The sequence below is a fragment of the Pseudocnuella soli genome, from assembly GCF_004347775.1.
Taxonomy (GTDB): domain Bacteria; phylum Bacteroidota; class Bacteroidia; order Chitinophagales; family Chitinophagaceae; genus Flavisolibacter; species Flavisolibacter aquaticus.
Genome location: NZ_CP037755.1, coordinates 2,059,487 through 2,079,462, shown reverse-complemented (window position 1 = coordinate 2,079,462; position 19,976 = coordinate 2,059,487). Strand labels below are relative to the sequence as shown.

Sequence of the window (19,976 nt, the reverse complement as noted above, 5' to 3'; positions counted from 1 at the left end):
GAACATGACCAAAAGGAAGATCGATGGTGGACTATATCTGGTGGTAGATCCGGGGCTGCAGTTGGATGTTTTGCTGGCTAAAATAAAAGCCGCCATTGAAGGTGGCGTATCGGTAGTGCAGGTATGGAATCATTGGAATGAAGCACAAGATAAACAGGCTGTGGTCAATGCCATTTGTGCTGTTGCGCATGCATCCAACATACCGGTGCTCATTAATGATGCGTGGGAATTGTTGCACACAACGGCACTGGACGGCGTTCATTTTGATGCATTGCCCAATGACCTTAATGAAATACGTCAAACAATACAACGGCCATTTATCATGGGCATCACCTGCGGCAATGATCTTACTCGCATCCATTGGGCCAATAACAATGGCTGCGATTATGTTTCGTTTTGCTCCATGTTTCCTTCGGCATCAGCCGGTGCCTGCGAAATTGTGCAGCAAGAAACGGTGCTGCAAGCAAGGGCCATAACAGGGCTGCCCATTTTCCTGGCCGGCGGCATTACGGCAAACAACCTGTCGCTGTTGGCCGGTACCGGCTTCAATGGCGTGGCACTTATTTCGGCCATCCTGCACGCCGAAGATCCTAAAAAAGCAGCCGCATATTTTACCACACAACTAAAAGAATTACATACACATGAAGGCATCACTCATTAACAAACTTTGCTGCCCATTTGATAAACATGATTTAGCAGTACAGGTTTTTGTAAAAGACCAACACGAGCATATTATTGAAGGCATGCTTACCTGCACGCATTGCAAACGGTACTACCCTATTGCCTATGGCGTGCCCATTATGAGCCCCGACGAATACCGCGAACCGCAATTGGAAACACCGCTCCTGCAACGTTGGAGCCAGCATTTACCAGCGCAGCATTTTGAAGGGTTTCGCTTGTTGCAGGATGCCAAGGAGTAATACTGTTTTATGAAAGAGTAGTCCACTACTAAAAGAAGGCATCTAGTTAAAAAGTACGTGTCATGCCGAACTCGTTTCGGCATTCCCTTTATCTAACAGTGTTTACCACAGTATCTGGAGATGCCGAAACGAGTTCGGCATGACAACTCTAGAGTTCAAAGAAACAACCTGGCAGTGTCATTAGATAAGAGATTAACTGCATTAAAAAGGCCCCACTTGTGGGGCCTTTTTAATGATATGCTGGAAACATAGTTACATAATCTACTTCGCTCCTTCCAGCGTTTTGATCCACTCCGCAATTTTGGTCAATTCAGCTTTGGGCACATGCGCCATCGGCGGCATGGGCGTAGCATAGTCGGGCCAGTTTTTGGGGTTGGGCTTTTGCATCAACTCCACCATGCGGGCCACGGAGTATTTCTTTTTCGCCACATCAGCGTAAGCAGGGCCCACCAGTTTGTTTTGCGGGTGGTGGCATGCCAAGCAGGTATTCTTTTGCAGCAGCGGCGCCACCTCGGCGTAGGTTACCTTTTTTTGCTGGGCAGGTGCCTTGGCCACGGGCTTGGCACTGCTCACAGCAACAGCTGGCTTTACCGATGCCTTGCTGCTGGTGTTGGCTGTTTGCACAGCAGCGGGCTTGTTTTCAGTAGCAGCGGTTGTTGTAGCAGCAGCGGTACTGTTCTCCAATTCGGCAAGTGTCCACAACGCCGTTCTTGATTTATACTGCGCCCTGATGGCAGCTACTTCGGCCGGCGTAACATACGGCGAAGTAGTATCGCCGGGACGGCGGAAACGGCGGGTTACATTGCCAAATTCATAACGCACATAGTTTACTACCGATGCTACCCAGTCGTCGGAATTTTCGCCCAGCGGCGGCATCACCGAAGGATATTCTTTGCCATCAATCGGGCCCTGCAAACCATGCAATACAATCTTCACCAGGTTGGCTTTATCGCCATTGATGCGTTTCGATTCGGGCAGCGGCGGCGCAGCCAATGAATTGCTACCGGCAGCGGCCAGGCCTTTTCCACCGGGGCCATGACAGGTTACACACAAACCGGTAAAAATGCTGGAGCCGGCCAGGATCAATTTGCGTTCCTCGGCGGGCACATTGGCCAGCCGTGCACCATAGGTTTTGATGTCGGTATTGCGGTCCATTGATTTTTGCGCCGCAGCAAAAATGTCGTTGCTTTTGTTGGTAGCCAGCAACTCGTCGGCAACGGTTGCGGCATTTGCAGGCTTGGTGCTGTAAAAAGAAAGATACAGTTGCAGCCGCACGTCATGCGACGGATCGTTCTTCATCGCAGCAAGGTTGGCCGCCATTTCACCATCGCCCATTTTCAGGTAGCGTTCACCAATAATCACAGCCGCTTTGCGTAGTTGTGGGTGCTCGTCTTTCAATGCAGTATACACAATTTCTTTATCTACGGCGTCCAATCCTTCAAGCGTCCACAGCGCATGCAGGCGGGCCAGGTGCGAAGGCTTAGTAGCCAGCGAACCCTGCTCGCCACGCATGATGGCTTTCAGGGTAGGCACCACCGATTTGTCGCCCAAAACAATCAATTGCTTTTGTGCATTGTCGCGCCACCAGCCGTTTTTATGATCGAGGTAAGTAACCAGTTTTGCCGACGACTCGTTCAGCATATTGGGCTTGGCAGGTTGCTTAAATCCGTCGTACACGAGGCGGTAAATGCGGCCGTGGCCAACGTTTTTCTGCAAGCCCCTTGCTTCAATTTTTTTACGTAAAAAAGAACCGGGACGGGTCCAGTTGCCCTGCTGAATGATACCGCGGTGCATGTCTACAATGTATAGGTTGCCATCAGGACCAGTGTAGGAGTTTACCGGGCGGAAGTTCATATCGGTAGAGGCAATAAACTCCTGGCGGTAGTATGCATTTTGCACCGTTATCTTGCCCCGCAGGTTGATCACTTTTGCACGCCGAATGATGCGGGCCACGGGCTCACACACAATATAATCGCCCGCCATGTCCTGCGGCAAAGCATCGCCGCGGTAAATCGACTGTCCGCAAGCGCCGGTAAAATGGTTCAACGTACTGTCGGCACGCAGGCGCATCAGGCCGCCCTGCACATCCGGCGTGGCAATGATGGGGTACACTTCCTGGAATTCCTTGCTCACCTGGTCGGGCAAATCCAGTGCGCCGTAGGATGGGTTCATTTGCACCCGCACCAATGGATTTTCACCACCTGCGCTGGAGAGGAACAGCCGGCCGTAGTTATCGTGGGTTACACCCCACTGCCCACCCGGCCCCGAGGGAATCGAGTCGGCGTGCAGCATGCCGTTCTTGTATTTAAACCGAACCGGATCGTAAGTGAGGTAAATAAAGTTATCGAGGTTCCAGTCGAGGCCGCTGCGCTGGTGCTCCATGTTGGCATCCAGCGAACGATAAGCAGCATTCTCATAAACGGTTCGCTTTTGGTCTGCCTTGCCATCGCCATCGGTATCCTTATAGGCTTTGATGGTGATGGTGTTGGTTTCGTTTACCAGCAACTCGTTGTTCACGCATAGGATCATGCGGGGCAACAACAGGCTGTCGATAAACACGGTGCTTTTGTCCATCTTGCCATCGTTGTCGGTATCCTCCAGCAGTGATACGCGGCTGACCGGTTTTTGTTCGCCGGTAGCATCGGCGTCCTGCATGTAGGTCAGCATTTCGGCCACGTACATGCGGGCATTGCCATCCCATGCCACGGCCACCGGTTCTTTAATCATCGGCTCGCTGGCCACCAGCTCCAGCCGGTAACCCGGTGGCAGGTTGAACGATTTTAAACTTTCTTCCGGGCTGAGGTATTCGGCTGTGGGAATGGAATCGAACAGCCGCGAAGGGTAAGGAGTGCCCGGCTTACCCTGCACCGAATTTTTGGGCGGGTTGCAATTGTAAATGGTGAGGCAAAAAAGAGCCAGGCCTGCAATCGAGAAAATCTTTTTCATGAGCAATTTGTAAGGGATCAGTTACTTGATGGCCGCAGCGTTTTTGGTTTTCACTTCGGCCTTGGCGCCCATTGCGTATTGAATGGCGCCCAACACATGTTGCTGGTACATCGGGTCTTCCCACGACCGGTTGTCGTGGCCCAGTGCGGTATAAAAAGCGCGGCCGCCATCATATTCGTGGTACCACGCCATGGGGTGATCTTCGCCGTTCTGGCCGCCGGTGTAGCTGTTTTCATCGATGGTGATGAGCACTTTCAGGTCGGTGCCAATCCATTTAAAATTATACAGCTCATCCCAGCGCTTCCAAACTTTGGGCAGGTGCGCCGTGGCGGGGTGGTTGTTCACCAGCACATTGAACACCGCTTCCTGCGGGCGGGGATGGTTTTTAAAATAAGCACCGTTGAGGCCGCCAAACCAGGGCCAGTCGTGCTCGGTATCGGCCGAGGAATGCAGGCCGAGGTAGCCGCCGCCCTTTTGAATGTATTGTTCAAATGCTTTTTGCTGCTCCTCGTTGAGCACATTTCCGGTGGTGCACAGGAACACCACGGCTGCATATTGTTTCAGGTTGTCGGGGGTAAATACATCGGCGCTTTCGGTGGTATCCACGCCAAACTTATTGGCTTGTCCCATCGCCAAGATTTGCTTTTTACCCCACTCGATGGAAGAGCCGTGGCGGAAGCCTACGGTTTTACTGAACACCAGAATCTTTTTTTGTTTGGGCGCATAGCTGGTCAAGGTTACCGAGGCAGCTACCAACACCAAGAGCAAACACCACAATTGGCTTTTTTTCATAACACAAGCATGTTTTGTTGGGTATTTAAAAAACTGGCCGCAGCAATTATTTAATTGGTGGCGGCAAGTATTTTATCACAAAGCAGAATCAATTTTAAGTAAACACATTTTTTAGCAGAAAAAGGAAAGAACAGTCAACGCATCTAATAGTGTCGCAAGCAAAAGCTTTTAGTTAAATGCAACTCTTATTAATCATTTACCGGCCTAACGCTTTCTCCACAATTGATGCAGCATTAAAATAGACGCGTCGCATTTTCGTTCAAATTATCTGCTAAAAATGGCTACGTTCTTACAGACTTCTATAACAGAAAAGAGCAGGCAAACCATTTTTGACGATGATTTGCCTGCTGTCTTTTTATGTTGCTGCTATTACAGGGCATGCATTTTTTTGACAAATGAGACGCACCTGTAACGAGGCTTAATTTTTAAACAACAAAGGCGCCATCTGGTACAGGCTGCGGCGCCAAGTTTGAAACTCGTGTGCGGTACCCGGAGACACATAAGTGCCTACTTTATAGCCAGCTGCTTTCAAATCAGCTTCCACTTTTGGCAGCGCTTCGGCACCGCGGGTTTCCTTACTGCCGTAAGTGATGTAAATCAAATTCGGCTTTGTTTTGCCTTGCAGATCTTCCGGTGTATAGTTGCCTCCACTGAATAAACCCCAGTATCCAAATACATCGGGTTTGTTGAGCGTAATATATTTGGTTTCCGCAGCACCCATCGAAAGACCGGCCATTGCACGACCGTTGCGGTTGGCAATGGTACGGAAGTGTGCATCCACGTAAGGGATCAACTCGTCGACCAAAACCTCCTGGAAACCGTTGTTGGCGATCATGGCTGCCATGCCGCCACCCGGTGTAGCCGGACGGGCAGGAGCAGGAGCGCTACCTGCAGCAGGCGCGGCACCACCAGCAGGGGCTGCAGCCGGACGGGGCGGACCACCTGGACGGCCACCAGTGTTGGTCATGCCATAGGTCATTACCACAATGAATGGCTTTGTTCGGCCTTCGGCAATCATATTGTCCATGATCAGGTTGGCTTTGCCTTGGATGCCCCATGAAGTTTCGTTCTCACCCCAGCCGTGCTGCAGGTATAAAACGGGGTATTTGGTATTTCCTTTTTCGTAGCCAGGCGGGGTGTATACATAAGCCACCCGTGAGGTTTTGGTGCTTTTTGATGGAAACAAAACCTGGTGTACATGGCCATGCGGCACATCTTTCAGCGCATAAAAATCCTGGTCTTTGGCCGGTATTTCAATGCCGCTTTCCCAACGTTGCGAACCATAGAAGTTGCCGGTTCCGGGGTCATTGTAAACGCCGCCATCCACAATCAGGTGGTAGTAGTGAAAGCCTTCATCCATGGGGCCGGCAGTGGTGCCGGTAAAAACGCCATCCGGGCCTTTGGTCAGCCGGGTGCCGCCCTGTCCGCCGAGGCCCAGCGTAACGCGTACACTATCGGCCTGTGGTGCCACAATACGAAAACGGGCATAGCCCTGGGAGTTTACCTGTGGGTAATCCTGGAAAGGCTGGTTGAAAGAAGAAGGCTTGAAATCTTCCAGCGGAGCGGCCCCGCTTTGCGCAAAGCCGGCACTGCCCGTAAGAAAGGAAGCCAGCAAAAGAGTGGAATACTTGAAACTCATATGGCCATGATTATAGTTTGGTGACTTGATACAAATGCTATTGCAATCGTCTTCAGCGGGGCACGGAAAAAGGGAATATTTAATTTAAAATGCTGGATTTCCCCCACCCATTGTTGCTGCCATGAAGTTGGGGCAAGGCGGCCTGCGCCGATGGCATATTTAGCGTTTTTTATGCTTCATATGTTTGCAACAGCGCAGGCGCAAAGCCTACATTACTTCATTTACCAGCGTGCCAATGCCGTCGATGGATATTTTAATCTCGTCGCCGCTTTTAAGTGTAAAATCATTTTCGGGCACAATGCCGGTGCCGGTCATAATGAGGCAGCCATGCGGAAAGCTTGCTTCGCGAAACACAAAAGAAACCAGTTCCTCCGGCGTCCGCTTCATCTGGCTGATCTCGATCGAGCCTTTGAATTGCTGCTGGCCACCGCGGTTTATTTCCAGGTGGATCTGCGTTGTTTTTTCCAGCGGCGCATCGGTTACATAAATGCAGGGGCCCACGGCGGCACAGGCATCGTAAGTTTTTGCCTGCGGCAGGTACAGCGGGTTTTCGCCTTCAATGCTGCGGCTGCTCATATCGTTGCCAATGGTGTAGCCAACAATTTTACCCGATGATGTTACCACCAGGGTCAGTTCCGGTTCGGGCACATCCCAGGTCGAGTCTTTACGGATGCGTACTTTGCCATGCGGGCCCACCACGCGGTGCGGTGTTGATTTAAAAAACACCTCGGGGCGTTCGGCCTCGTACACCCGTGCATAAAAATCGCCGCCGCCGGCGTCTTTGCTTTCTTCCTGGCGGCCCACTTTGCTACGCAGGTAGGTAACGCCACAAGCCCACAGCTCCTGGCTTTGCAGCGGCGCCAGCACGCCATTGGCCGATGTATCTGCCGCAGGCGATTGCGTTGCGGTTATTTGCTGCAGCTTTTGCAACAGGTTGTCGTCGTTGATAAAGCTGTCCCAATCTTCATTCTGCACTAAATACGATTTGTCATCCTGTTCAATCAGAATACCCGCCTTGGTTCTGTACAATTTCATATCGGTTGGTTTGTTATTACTTTCTGAGTTGCACCCGCAGCACCTGGTTGCTGTTGGTTACGTACATCGTTTTTTCATCGGCCGAAAGCGCCACGTTCGAAGTAGCGCCGGGCACTTTCAGCATGCCCAGTTTTTTACCGCTGCTGTTGAAAAAATAAACACCGCCCGGGCCGGTTGCATACACGTTGCCCTTTTTGTCAATCTTCAAACCATCGGGCAAGCCGGGCATGCCACGGCCTGCGCCGGCGGCACTGTAAAATATTTTCCCGTTCACCAATTTATCGCCCTGCACATCGTACACATACCAGTTGGGTTTGCGCGGGTCGCTGTTGGCAACCAGCAGCTTTTTTTCGCCGGGGAAAAATGCAATGCCATTGGGCCTGGTAAGGCTGTCGATGAGCAATACCACGTCGCCGTTCTTTTTTACTTTATACACACCGTTCCAGCTGGTTTCTTTCGTGGGGTCATTATCGCCGCGGCCGGGTAGGCCATAGGGCGGGTCGGTAAAAAACAGCTCGCCGCTGTTGCTGTAGCAGGCATCGTTGGGGCTGCTCATGCGCTTGCCACCCTGCATATCGGCCAGGGTCACAAATTTTGCCTGCGGCTGGTTGAGCGGTGCATCCATGCGAGCCAAGCGGCGGTCGCCGTGCTGGCACAGCACAAGGCGGCCCTGGCGGTCCAGTATCAGGCCGTTGCTGCCCATTTCGCCACCCCGCTCAGTGGTGCCGGTGTACCCCGATGGGTTGAGGTATACTTCTTTTCCTTTTGCAGGCGTCCATTTATACACGGTGTTGGTAGGCACATCCGAAAAAAGCAGCATGCCGCCCTTTTCAACCCACAGCGGGCCTTCGCTCCACCTGAAACCAGTGGCAATGATCTCGGCCTTGGCGTCTTTCGAAACAATGGCGCTCAGCGCATCATCTTCAACCTCAATGGTGCCAATGGTTGGGTAGGTTTCCTGTGCCGCACAGGCAGTGGATAAAAAAAACAATCCTGCAAAAATAGACTTCATAAGTAAACAGTTTGGTTTATATGGTGGGGCAAATTTTTAATGCAGATCCCGTGTCACCTGGCTGCCGGAGCCGCCACGGAGCACGTCCATATCGGCACCCAGGTGTGCTTGCTGCACATGATCGATGTGGAGCTTTACATAACCCCGAACGGCCATGGGCTCGGGCGGCTGCCAGGCTGCCCTGCGGCGCTCCAGTTCTTCGTCCGTGATATCGAGGTGCAGCCTGCGGCCTTCCACATCCAGTTCAATCATATCGCCATCCTGCACAAAAGCAATGGTGCCGCCCACCGCCGATTCCGGCGATACATGCAACACCACGGTGCCGGCAGCAGTGCCGCTCATGCGGCCATCCGAAATGCGGATCATATCGCGGATGCCTTTGCGCAGCAGTTTTTCGGGCAGGTCCACATTGCCCACTTCGGGCATGCCGGGATAGCCTACAGGACCTACGTTTTTTAAAACAATTACGCAGGTCTCATCAATGTCCAGCGCCGGGTCGTCGATGCGGGCATGGTAATCTTCAATGGTTTCAAACACCACGGCGCGGCCGCGGTGCTGCATCAATCCTTTGTCGGCTGCCGATGGCTTGATGATGGCGCCGTTTGCACAAAGGTTTCCTTTCAATACCGCGATGCCTGCCTCCTGCTGCAACGGGTTGTCGATTTTGGCAATCACATCCTGGTTGTAGCAGATGGGCTCGTGGTTGTTTTCACCAATGGTTTTGCCATTGATGGTGATGGCATCGGTATGCAGGTATTTTTTAAGTTCGTTGATCACTACCGGCAATCCACCTGCGTAATAAAAATCTTCCATCAGGTATTTGCCCGACGGCTTCAGGTTTACCAGCAGCGGAATTTTGCTGCCGATGGCATCAAAATCTTCGAGCTTGAGATCGATGCCGATGCGGCCGGCAATGGCCAGCAGGTGAATGACAAAATTGGTGGAGCCGCCAATGGCCGCATTGACCACGATGGCGTTTTCAAAAGCCTGCCGCGTCAGCACTTTCGACAGCTTCAGGTTTTCTTTTACCATTTGCACAATGCGCCTGCCCGACAGTTGCGCCATTACTTTTTTGCGCGAATCAACAGCCGGTATTGCCGCTGCACCGGGCAGTGTTAAACCCAGCGCTTCTACCATGCAGGCCATGGTCGATGCGGTGCCCATCGTCATGCAATGGCCGGCACTGCGGGCCACGCCAATCTCTGCCTCCAAAATATCTTCGGCAGTATAGCTTTCTACGAGTGTTTTTTCTTTTACAATCCAGTTAAACGAACCGCTGCCAAGGCACTCGCCTTTGAAACGGCCGTTGAGCATGGGCCCACCGGGAATGACCAATGTGGGCAGGTCTACACTGCAGGCACCCATCAGTGTTGATGGTGTAGTTTTATCGCAGCCGGTAAGCAGCACCACACCATCGAGCGGGTTGGCACGAATGGTTTCTTCCGTGTCCATCGCAGCCAGGTTGCGAAACAACATAGTGGTGGGGCGCATAATGGTTTCGCCGAGTGAAGTAACCGGGAACTCCAACGGGAAACCGCCGGCTTCAATAACGCCGCGTTTTACCACTTCTGCAAAATCACGCAGGTGGCCGTTGCATGGCGTCAGGTCGCTCCAGGTGTTGCAGATGCCAATTACCGGGCGGCCATCAAAATAATCGCTGGGATACCCTTGGTTGCGCAGCCAGGAGCGGTGCACAAAACCCATTTTATCGCTTTTTCCAAACCACTGGGTACTGCGCAATGCCTCGTTCTCACTGGTCTGGTCGGTCGTATTTTTCATTTGAGCAACAGTTCGTTTTTTTATTGTCTTCAAAGGTAATTGCTAAGCCTACTGCAATGGGTGGCGGCCGCTACTTATTTGGCGCTGTCCATACGCAGCGCACTTGCATGTACCAATCATTTTTTGAAAAAGGTTTCGAACTGCCCCATGCTGTTTCCTAACAATGCTCCATATCTCCTTCATCGCTGCACAGCATGTTTAATAAGCGGCATCTTTTTTTACTGGTGGAGCAAAAAAAGATGCCGCTTATTTTTTATTCAGTTATGGTGTATCCCAAAATACCCGGGTGGTCAGATCGTCTTTTCCGCCGATAGCCTGTACTGCGGCCTGGTAGTTTTCGCGGTTGTTCGACAACTCATAATCGGGGTACGATAACCGGCGGATGAATCCACCATTGAGGTTGTTGTTGGCGCGGTTGGGTTCCAGTGCGGGGAAGCCGGTTCTGCGGAAATTGGCCCATGCTTCGTTGCCATCGGTAATGCTGGTGATCCAGTATTGTGTGTTGATCTGGCGGAGTGCATCGGCAGCCCGGTACTCCACGTTGGGATGTGACAGGTAAGCTTGCTTATCTCCTTCCGGTACTGCAGCGCCACCGGGATACAGCGCATAGCGGTCCATATCGGCTTTGATGGCATTGTCGTAATAAGTCTTAGCTGCTGCATCGCCGCCCGGAATCCAGCCCCTGTGTGCTGCTTCGGCCAACAACAGTGCGGTTTGTGAATAAGTGATCCAAAATGTAGGTGCTGTTTGTGAAGCCACCACCCGTACGTTCATTTGCGAATAATTGAGGCCGCCATTGCGCTGGCCACGGTACGGTGCTGCTTCCAGTGCAGTGCTGATGACGCCAACAGGCACGCCAAACTGGTCGGCAATGTTGGTGTTGGGCGCCTGGTCGGCCAATGGGTTGTTCGGGTTTTGGTAGGTTGCCACCAAAAATTTACCCCTTGGATCGTTGGTCGATTTCAACTGGTTTACAAAAGGCTCCGCGGCATAATAAAAACGCGGGTTGTTGTTGACCAGTCCACCGTTCGATGGGTTGGTGTACAAAGTACCGTCATAAGTAACCCACACATTGTCTGCATTCGAGGTCATCACACCACCGTTCAGGGCTTCGGTTGCCAGTGCAGCGGCCTTTGTTGGGTTGAGTTTGGAATAACGCATGCCCAAACGCAGCAGCAGCGAGTTGCCTACTTTTTTCCATTTTTCGGTTTGCACGGTTGCAGAGCCCGAAGGTGTGCGGCTGTTTTTTCCAAAAAACAAATCTTCCGGAACATAATCGCCTGCAGGGTTCAAAGCAGCAATGGATTCTTTCAGCTCTTTTTCGAGGTCGGCGTAAATGGCTGCATCATCATCATACTTGGGATAGAAAATGGTTTTCAGATATGCCTGGCCCGACTCAGTGTAAGGCACATCGCCGTATTGATCTACCAAACCCATGAAAGCCTGTGCCCGCCAAATGCGGATCATGCTGCGTAGGTTTACGCGGTTCGAGTTTTCCAACATGGCAAGGGCCTGCGCCATATTTTTCAACGAACCGGGATACAATGCATCCCATTTACCGTTGTTGAAGTTATCGATGTCTTCGTTGAAGTTAGGCCCCAGTGTGGCACCGGAGTTAAACGGGTTGACAAATTGCTGTACAATGGTGTGTTCGGTTTCCCAACCCGAAACTTGGGTGCGTTGTGCTCCGGCAAAAATGAGCGCCGGATCTATATCGTTGATGCCGTAAGGATTGGTGTTGATCTGTTCGAAGTCTTTATCGCAACCAACAAATGCCAGTACTGACGCTATCAAAATCAGCTTTCTAAATGTCGTTATCATTTCGTCAGAATTTGAGATTTAAGGTAAGGTTGTAATTACGTGTGGTGGGCAATGCGGCATTTTCGTAACCGCTACGTACATCACCTGATGACTGTACCGCTTCTGGGTCGAGGCCCGGAATGTCTTTATACAAAATGGCTACGTTGCGGATCGATCCGGACACGGCCATACCCTTGAAAAATTTGAGGTATGAAGTGCGCTGCAACAGGCTGGTAAGGTTATACGCCAGCGATATATTTCTCAACTTCACGAAATCGGATTTGAAAATAAACGGATCGCCGATCTGCAGGTTGCGGTAGTCGGCATAAAAGCCTTGCAGGTCGGTCACATTGGTAGTGTTGGGTGCACCCGAGCCCTGGTAAACGGCAGGGAAATTGGAATTATTGATACCGGTTTCGCCTTCTCTGCGGCCCACCAGCGAAGCTTTGGAAAGCCCCTGGCGCAGCATGTTCAGCGCGGTAGATGACAACACGGTGCCGCCAAATTTGTAATCGATGAATACGCCCAGCGTAAGGTTTTTATAAGAAAAGTTGTTGGTCCAGCCGCCGGTGTATTTCGGAATAGAGCTGCCTACAGGAATGTAGTTTGGCGAAGCCAGCAAACGGCCATTGTTGTTCACTACAATCTCGCCTTTATCGTTGCGCAGGTAAGTGCGGGTGTACAGTTGGTTCATTGGCAGGCCCACAGTGTAGCGGATCTGGCCGAGGAACTCGTTGCCGGTTGCATTAAAGTTGAGCAGGAGAAAATCGTTTACACCTGGAGAAATAGCCAGCACTTTGGTAGCCAGGTAGGTGTTGTTCCACGAAGTTGACCAGCTAAAGTTTCTGCCTTGAACAGGGCGGCCTTCGATGGATAATTCCAAACCGCGGTTTCTCAATGAACCCAGGTTGTCTTTGGTACCGGTGTAGCCCGATGTATTGGACAGCGTAACATCCAGCACCTGGCGGGTAGTTACTTTATCAAACACGGTCGCATCGATATTCAACCTGTTTTTAAACATCCGCAATTCCAAACCCAACTCTTTTTCTTCCACTTTAAAAGGCGTCAGCGCGGGGTTTGGTGCCAGGCCTCCGGAGATTGAAGCTGTAGGCTGGCCGTTGAAATTGTTTTGTGCAATAGCATAGGTCAGCAAACCTTCATACGGACCAACGCCTTGCTGGCTGCCGGTTTGTGCCCATGAAGCCCGCAACTTACCGTAGCTCACCCAGGTGAGTTTAGGAATGAGTTCGGAGAAAATAAAGCTACCGGAAACAGAGGGATAAAACACGCTGTTGCTGGCGGGGTTATACACCGAGAACCAATCCTGGCGGCCGGTAACGTTTACATACAACAAGTTGTTGTAACCCAGTTCCACCAAGCCATACAGCGAGTTGATGCGGCTCTTGTTGTAGTTGTAGCTTTGGTTTCTTACGTTGCCGTTGGCAATGGAAAAAATGTCCTTGATGAGGAAGTTGTTGGCGTTCTGGTTGAACGTACGGTTCTCCACACGCCAGGTGTTGCCACCAACACTCGCATCGATCGAGAAATTTTTAAACTCTTTGGAACCACCCAAAAGAAAATCGGCGTTTACATCGGTACCTTTGCCTTCGGAAAGACTGTAAGTGCCTTTGTAGGTACCATCAGGGTTGGTGATCAAGCTTGTGCCAATACCACCCGGTACTTTCGACTCAAGGAAGTTGATGGAGTAATCGTAGTTGTAGCGGCCTTGCAGGTACAGCCAGTCGGCAAATTCATACCGCAACGTTGCCGTACCCAGTAAGCGGTCACGTTTGTTTACCCAGCTTTGTCCTACCTGGTTGGCGTAGTATGGGTTGAGCACAGTGCCCTGGAAACCGGAGGTTTGGTTCTCAGTATTGGTCACCGGGTCAACAGCACTGTTCTTTAATGCAGATGTAGGAATGGAATTGGCTAAACGGGTAAAGAAGTTAACGGAACCTGCGCCCTGTGTACCGATCTGCGGCGGGTTGTTTTGTTCTTCGTTTGCCCAGTTGATGTTTACTGTAAACTTGAGTCGCTTGGTAATATCATGGTTCAAACCCAGGTTAACGATCTTTCTTTTGTACTCATCTCTTGGCTCAATGCCTTTTGCATCGGTGTTGGAAAACGAAGCACGGAAGCTACCGTTTTGTCCACCACCCGAAAACGCAACGGTGTTGGTGAAATTGGAACCTGTTTGCAGGTAATCGAACAGGCGGTCTTCATAAGCCGAATACGGTTGCATGCTACCGTCAAAGATTGGCGTTGGCTGCCCGTCGAGGCGTGCACCCCAGCCAAACTGGCCGTTGCTCCGTGCACTGGCAGCGGAAGTAGGTTTCTGACCACCTACGCCCAGGCCATACATGGTTTGAAATTGATCCATGAAATTCAGGGCTTCCTGTGCAGTGTAGCTCGAAGTGAGTTCAACACCAACGCCCTGGTTTTTAGCGCCTGATTTTGTGGTGATGATGATGGCACCGGCCGCAGCACGAACACCATACAGTGCCGATGCCGTTGAGCCTTTCAGCACCGTCATTGTTTCAATATCATCGGGGTTAATGTTTAACAGGTTATCGCCACGGTCGCGGTTGTCCACGTTACCATTGGCGGCTCTTGCACCCTGGTCAATGGGCAAACCGTTTACTACAATCAGCGGTGCGTTGTTAGATCCGGCAAAACCAACCTGGCCGCGTAACCGAATTTGTGTACTGGCGCCTGCGCCGGCAGCGGGTGGTGTAATGTTTAAACCGGCAACCTTACCTTCCAATGATTCCATTGCGTTGGTGGTACGGTTGGTTACCATTTCATCCGTTTTCACCGTGGTAGTGGCATAACCTAGTTTTTTTGCTTCGCGTTTGATACCCAGTGCGGTTACCACTACGGTTTCCATACTGCGGGTATCGGCAACGAGTGAAATGTTGATGGATTGTTGTCCGGAAACCGGCACTTCCTGTGTGGTAAAACCTACAAACGAAACCACCAGTACATCGTTGTTACTGGCGGCAATGCTGAATTTACCGGCACCGTCGGTCAGTGTTCTGCGCGATGTGCCTTTTACTTCAACGGTTGCACGGCTGATGGCGCGGTTATCGGCGTCGGTAACCGTTCCGGTAATGTTTTGAGCAAAGGCAGTGACTGAAAATAGCAGCAGAAAGAGGAAGATGGAAGGCTTCTTCAATTGAGCGGAATGCCGCCGAAGAAATTCTTTCATAATGGCAAGTGTTGTTTAGAAAAAATGTTCGGGAAAGAGAGCAAAAGATATCGTTAGATGGATACAAAGTATTCAAACATCAGCGCGAAAAACTTCCAAAATAGAACAGCGTAGGATATTGTACAAGCACAAACATTTTTCTTCCTAATATCGTTGCATCGAAGTTTGCCAATTCAGAAACGAACGATTGCATGAACCAGTACTTTTTAAAGAAAGATTGTAAAGAGCTTCATGCGTTTCCGCATATCATTGAATTTGCAGTCAAGAAAAACAACACCATACAATTCGGGTCATTAGCAAAAACAGCACAGGATTTTTTTCGGGTGTATTATGTTATTGACGGACGCTTCGACTGGGTGATCGATCAGCAGCACCATATATTTTATCCCGGTGATCTTGCTTTTGTTTTACCCGGCCAGCAGTTTGGTGGCGAAAGAGACCTGCTCGACATTGGTACGGTAGCGTGGATGCACCTGGGGTTGCAGGAATTTGATTCCAGCGGCAAACTGGCGTTGGGTAAATGGAGCCGCCTTACCGACAGCGAATGCCGGAGCATTGGGCAGATACTGGTAATGAATAATTGCGCAGCGCTATCCAAGATGAAAGATGCAGGCGCATTGTTTCAAAGCATACAACAGGAGTTTTGCAACCAGGAGATCGGATATGCATCACGCATCAATCAACTGGTGGAAGAATTATTCATCCTCATTGCACGGCAACTAACGCAACAAAACACATCGCGCAGAGATTTTCCGCAAACATTCATGAAGCTCGAACAAACGCTGCGCGAAAAACTATCGCACCAATGGACGGTGGAAGAAATGGCTGCACTGGTGGGTTTGGGCAATACTGCATTTTCGGAAAAAGTAAAAAGCTATACCGGCTTTTCGCCGCTCAACTACCTGATCAACATCCGCATATCGGAAGCCATCAAACTGCTGAAGCGGCCCGATGTTCATGTAACAGATATTGCGCTGGATGTAGGTTTTTATTCGTCGCAGCACTTTGCCACAACGTTTAAAAAACTAACCGGATACACACCCAGCGAGTTTAGAAAAAAGAATACAACCCCCACTGAATAAACGTTTGAAAATGGATTGCATCATCACCATAGAAATAGGCACCGGCTCAATAAGGGTTGCGGCATTTGATTTGACCGGCGAGTTGCTGGGCTCATCAAAGGGATCCTACCCTACTTTCCATTCACGGCCCGATTACAGCGAGCAGGATCCTGAACAGATCTTTATTACGCTGCTGTATATGCTCAAAAATTTTCTCAACGAAAAGATCTATCCGAAAAACCATAAAGTAGTCAGCATTTGCTTTAGTTCGGCCATGCACAGCGTGCTGGCCATTAACAAAAATGGCGTGCCCATTGGCAATGCCATTGTGTGGTCCGACAACCGCGCCAAAAAAGAAGCAGGTGATTTAAGGGCCTCCGACATTGGCAAGCAATTGTACCAAATGACGGGCACGCCTATTCATGCCATGTCGCCGCTGAACAAGATTACCTGGATGAAAAACAACAACCGGGAATTGTTTGAAGCAGCACATAAATTTTTATCCATCAAAACATACATCATTGAGCAACTCACCGGTGAGTATGTGGTTGACTACAGCGTTGCATCGGCTACGGGCCTGCTCAATATTCACACGCTGCAGTGGGAAGACCTTGCGTTGGAACGTGCCGGCCTTAAAAAGTCGATGCTGGCCGATGCGGTGCCTGTTTTTTATGCACCCAAAAATTTAAAGCGCCAGTACCAAACATCACTCGGCCTGCCCGAAAACACTAAGCTGCTGGTGGGCTCCAGCGATGGCTGCATGGCCACATTGGGCGCCGGTGTGTGGGGCGACGAAAAAGCAACGGTAACACTGGAAGAAAGCGGCGCCGTGCGGGTTGTGGGCAAAAAGGTATTGCAGGATGAACAACAGGGCTTGTTCAACTATGTGCTCACCGAAGGATGTTACGTATCGGGCGGACCCACCAACAATGCAGGTTCGGCCTTTGAATGGTTTGCCACGCAGTTTGGCGATTTTAAAAAAGTATTCGACCTCGAAGACTGCATCGATGATTTGCTAAGCGAAGCATCACGTGTGCCCGCAGGCTCTGAAGGATTGATCTTTTTGCCGTACCTGCAGGGCGAACGGGCACCCATCTGGAATGCTAATGCAAGGGGCTCTTATTTTGGATTGAACATCAAACACGAACAGCGGCACTTTATCCGCGCCACCATTGAAGGAATCTTGTTTGCATTTTACAATATTGGTAAAACACTGGAGCGGCACCGCAGCTTTAAAAGCCTTTCGGCCAATGGCACTTATGCCGCTTACCCGCTGTGGACGCAGATGATAGCCGATATGTTCAACAAGCCGGTTTCGGTAAAACTAAACTCGGGACCCGACAGCGTTGCCTGCGGCGCCTTCCTGGTAAGTGCTACTGAAATGGGCCTGTTCAATAGCCTGGAGCAGGCGGCACAAAAGGTAAAACTGCTCGAAAACTTCCATCCCAACGGCCAGCACCACGAAACATACATGAAGCTGTTTGCCATCTTCGAACGACTGAGCACCAAACTCTTTGATGAATTTGAAGCCATTGCAGAACTGCAACAACACAGCTGACCTAAAATCTCTTTTTTATCTAACCACTTGCCATGAATAAAACGTCTGTTTACAAGTTCTTTTATGCCGCAACCGCAGTGTTATTGGTTGCATGGATCATCGTCACGTTTCAGCAAATGCACAACTGGGGCGGCTGGCTCCTCAGCCTTGCATTTTTAACCCTGTCCATTGCGTTCCGCGGGCATAAGTTCCTCAAAGGTTTTTCGTACACCATCCTCATTTTCGCAGCGGTCAGCCTGTCGATGTATTACCCGCAGTATTTTAAAACCGTTGGCGATTTTAACCTCACCGGCCTGATCGTGCCCTTGTTGCAACTGATCATGTTTGGCATGGGCACCGAGCTTACGCTGAAAGATTTTTCGCAGATCGTGAAAATGCCGAAAGGCGTTGTCATTGGCGTGGTATGCCACTACACCATAATGCCGTTCATTGGTTTTGGTGTTGCCAATATGTTCAACTTTCCGCCGGAAATCGCTGCCGGCATTATCCTCGTGGGTTGCTCACCCAGCGGACTTGCATCCAACGTAATGTGCTATCTGTCGCGGGGCAACCTGGCGCTTTCCGTTTCGGTAACCACCGCATCTACACTGGTAGCGCCCATCTTCACACCATTGCTCATGCAGTGGCTGGGCGGCAGTTTTATTACCATTCATTTCCTCGACATGGTTTGGGAAATGGTGCAAATGGTGGTAGTGCCGGTTGCCTTAGGTATTCTTGTTCGTTACCTGCTCAAAGGCCGCTCAGAGTGGCTGAATAAAGTGTTGCCTATTACGTCAATGGTCGGCATTGTGCTCATCCTGGTGGTGATCATTGCCAAAGGCCGCGATGCACTGTTGCAAGTGGGTGGCCTAATTATCCTCGCTACATTCCTGCACAACACATTTGGCTACCTGCTGGGTTACTGGTCTGCAAGGCTGTTGAAATTTGATGAACGCGACAGCCGCACCATTGCGTTGGAAGTAGGCATGCAAAATGCCGGTTTGGCTTCTGCGCTGGCTTCAAAGATCAGTACCAACCCCGCAGTGGCACTGGCCCCGGCCATCTTCGGCCCGATGATGAATATTACCGGCTCACTCCTTTCCAGCTACTGGCACAACCGCATTCCAAAAGACAGTGCACCGGAGCCCGATACAACTGTCGACAAAAAAGAAGTGATTGAAGCAAACGCACTATAAACCCTGTTCATTCCAAAAAGTAACCATATATGTTCAAAACAAAACGATTGCTGGCCGCCCTCATACTTACTATTGCATTGAATCCACTTCATGCACAATTTGTACAGGCCAGTAAAGAAGAATTGATTGCACTCACACCCGAATGGAAAGGCGAACGTTTTGCCGACGGCCGCCCAAAAGTTTCGGATGATATCCTTCGCCGTATGAAGGCAGTAACCATTGAAGAAGCCTGGGCCTTGATCAGCGGTGCCGGTTACCGCTACCAGATTGCCGATGGCTGGGGCCAGATCATTAACCCCGACAGCGTGCTGGTGGGCCGCGCATTTACCACCACCTTTATGCCGGGCCGCCCCGATGTTTGGAAAGCCATTGATTCGATGGGCAAAAAAGAAGGCCGGCTGGCGCAAAACGTGTGGGCCGTGGAGCAACTAAGCAAAGGCGACGTGTACGTTGCCGACCAGTTTGGCGCTAAAAAGAACGGACCCACCATTGGCGACCGCGTAGGCACCGCCATTTACACCCGCACCGGCAACGGCATTGTGTACGATGGCGCCCTGCGTGATGTGGAAGGCCTGAAAGAAATGGGCGGTTTTACTTCTTATTTCAGCAGCTACGATCCATCGTTTCATAACCCCGGTGGCGGCCCCAACAGGGATTTGACTACCATGATCGTGGGCATCAACCGACCTACCCGCATCCGCACGGTTACCGTTATGCCTGGCGATGTGGTATTGGGTAAAATGGGCGTTGTCATTTTCATTCCACCGCACCTTGCTGAAAGGGTAGTAAAAAGCTCGGAGCTGGTTCGGCTGGAAGACATGTTTGGCCAACTCCGCATCCGCGAAGGAAAATATACCGCCGGGCAGATCGATACCCGCTGGGCCGATCCCATTCAAAAAGACTTTACGCAATGGCTTAAAGACAACGTAAACAAGCTGCCCGTAGCCCGCGAACAGGTGCAGGAGATCATCAAACAACGCGAAAGCACTACCCAGCAAACCAACAGTTATTAAACCTGATAAGCTGGCGGCAAATTGGGCCGCCGGCCCCT

The 19,976-nt window shown here is 50.8% G+C and carries 14 protein-coding genes; 6 read left to right on the top strand and 8 right to left on the bottom strand.

Features of this window, described 5'->3' with window-relative positions; genetic code table 11:
* Positions 1 to 4: 4 nt before the first annotated feature.
* Entirely contained in the window at positions 5 to 661 is a 657-nt protein-coding gene (locus EPD17_RS08615; RefSeq protein WP_132053442.1) for a thiamine phosphate synthase, read from the top strand.
* Complete coding sequence (locus EPD17_RS08610) at positions 642 to 920, top strand: Trm112 family protein (RefSeq protein ID WP_132053440.1); 279 nt, start codon at positions 642 to 644, stop codon at positions 918 to 920. Before EPD17_RS08615 ends, EPD17_RS08610 begins: the two co-directional genes overlap by 20 nt.
* A 261-nt stretch (positions 921 to 1,181) precedes the next feature.
* On the opposite strand, the gene EPD17_RS08605 is transcribed toward EPD17_RS08610, so the two are convergent.
* The 8 genes from EPD17_RS08605 to EPD17_RS08570 all read right to left on the bottom strand — a co-directional run bounded on the left by EPD17_RS08605 (position 1,182) and on the right by EPD17_RS08570 (position 15,131).
* Positions 1,182 to 3,866, bottom strand: coding sequence for a DUF7133 domain-containing protein (locus tag EPD17_RS08605; RefSeq protein WP_132053438.1), 2,685 nt, complete (start codon positions 3,864 to 3,866; stop codon positions 1,182 to 1,184).
* Between the two features lie 21 nt (positions 3,867 to 3,887).
* Positions 3,888 to 4,658, bottom strand: a complete 771-nt coding sequence (locus tag EPD17_RS08600) for a ThuA domain-containing protein (protein ID WP_132053436.1) — start codon at positions 4,656 to 4,658, stop codon at positions 3,888 to 3,890.
* A gap of 418 nt (positions 4,659 to 5,076) precedes the next feature.
* A complete protein-coding gene (locus EPD17_RS08595) occupies positions 5,077 to 6,297 on the bottom strand; it encodes an alpha/beta hydrolase-fold protein (protein WP_132053434.1) in 1,221 nt (406 codons plus the stop codon).
* A 207-nt stretch (positions 6,298 to 6,504) separates the two neighbouring features.
* Positions 6,505 to 7,332, bottom strand: a complete 828-nt coding sequence (locus tag EPD17_RS08590) for a fumarylacetoacetate hydrolase family protein (RefSeq protein WP_132053432.1) — start codon at positions 7,330 to 7,332, stop codon at positions 6,505 to 6,507.
* A 16-nt stretch (positions 7,333 to 7,348) separates the two neighbouring features.
* Positions 7,349 to 8,344: an SMP-30/gluconolactonase/LRE family protein gene (locus EPD17_RS08585; RefSeq protein ID WP_132053430.1), complete on the bottom strand. Its 996-nt coding sequence runs from the start codon at positions 8,342 to 8,344 to the stop codon at positions 7,349 to 7,351.
* Positions 8,345 to 8,380: 36 nt separating this feature from the next.
* Positions 8,381 to 10,123 (bottom strand): IlvD/Edd family dehydratase, encoded by a 1,743-nt coding sequence (locus EPD17_RS08580; RefSeq protein ID WP_114235101.1) that lies wholly within the window; start codon positions 10,121 to 10,123, stop codon positions 8,381 to 8,383.
* Between the two features lie 261 nt (positions 10,124 to 10,384).
* A complete protein-coding gene (locus EPD17_RS08575; RefSeq protein WP_204743376.1) occupies positions 10,385 to 11,944 on the bottom strand; it encodes a SusD/RagB family nutrient-binding outer membrane lipoprotein in 1,560 nt (519 codons plus the stop codon).
* A gap of 4 nt (positions 11,945 to 11,948) precedes the next feature.
* Positions 11,949 to 15,131, bottom strand: a complete 3,183-nt coding sequence (locus tag EPD17_RS08570; protein WP_132053428.1) for a SusC/RagA family TonB-linked outer membrane protein — start codon at positions 15,129 to 15,131, stop codon at positions 11,949 to 11,951.
* 191 nt (positions 15,132 to 15,322) lie between these two features.
* Here EPD17_RS08570 and EPD17_RS08565 point away from each other — a divergent pair, with 191 nt between their 5' ends.
* From EPD17_RS08565 to EPD17_RS08550, 4 genes are read left to right on the top strand one after another with little or no spacing between them, the layout of a single operon-like run.
* Entirely contained in the window at positions 15,323 to 16,213 is an 891-nt protein-coding gene (locus EPD17_RS08565) for an AraC family transcriptional regulator (protein WP_114235103.1), read from the top strand.
* A 10-nt stretch (positions 16,214 to 16,223) separates the two neighbouring features.
* Positions 16,224 to 17,750, top strand: a complete 1,527-nt coding sequence (locus EPD17_RS08560; RefSeq protein ID WP_132053426.1) for a gluconokinase — start codon at positions 16,224 to 16,226, stop codon at positions 17,748 to 17,750.
* 32 nt (positions 17,751 to 17,782) lie between these two features.
* On the top strand, positions 17,783 to 18,925 hold the full coding sequence (locus EPD17_RS08555; protein ID WP_114235105.1) for a bile acid:sodium symporter family protein: 1,143 nt from the start codon (positions 17,783 to 17,785) through the stop codon (positions 18,923 to 18,925).
* A 29-nt stretch (positions 18,926 to 18,954) separates the two neighbouring features.
* Complete coding sequence (locus tag EPD17_RS08550) at positions 18,955 to 19,938, top strand: RraA family protein (protein WP_132053424.1); 984 nt, start codon at positions 18,955 to 18,957, stop codon at positions 19,936 to 19,938.
* Positions 19,939 to 19,976: the final 38 nt, after the last annotated feature.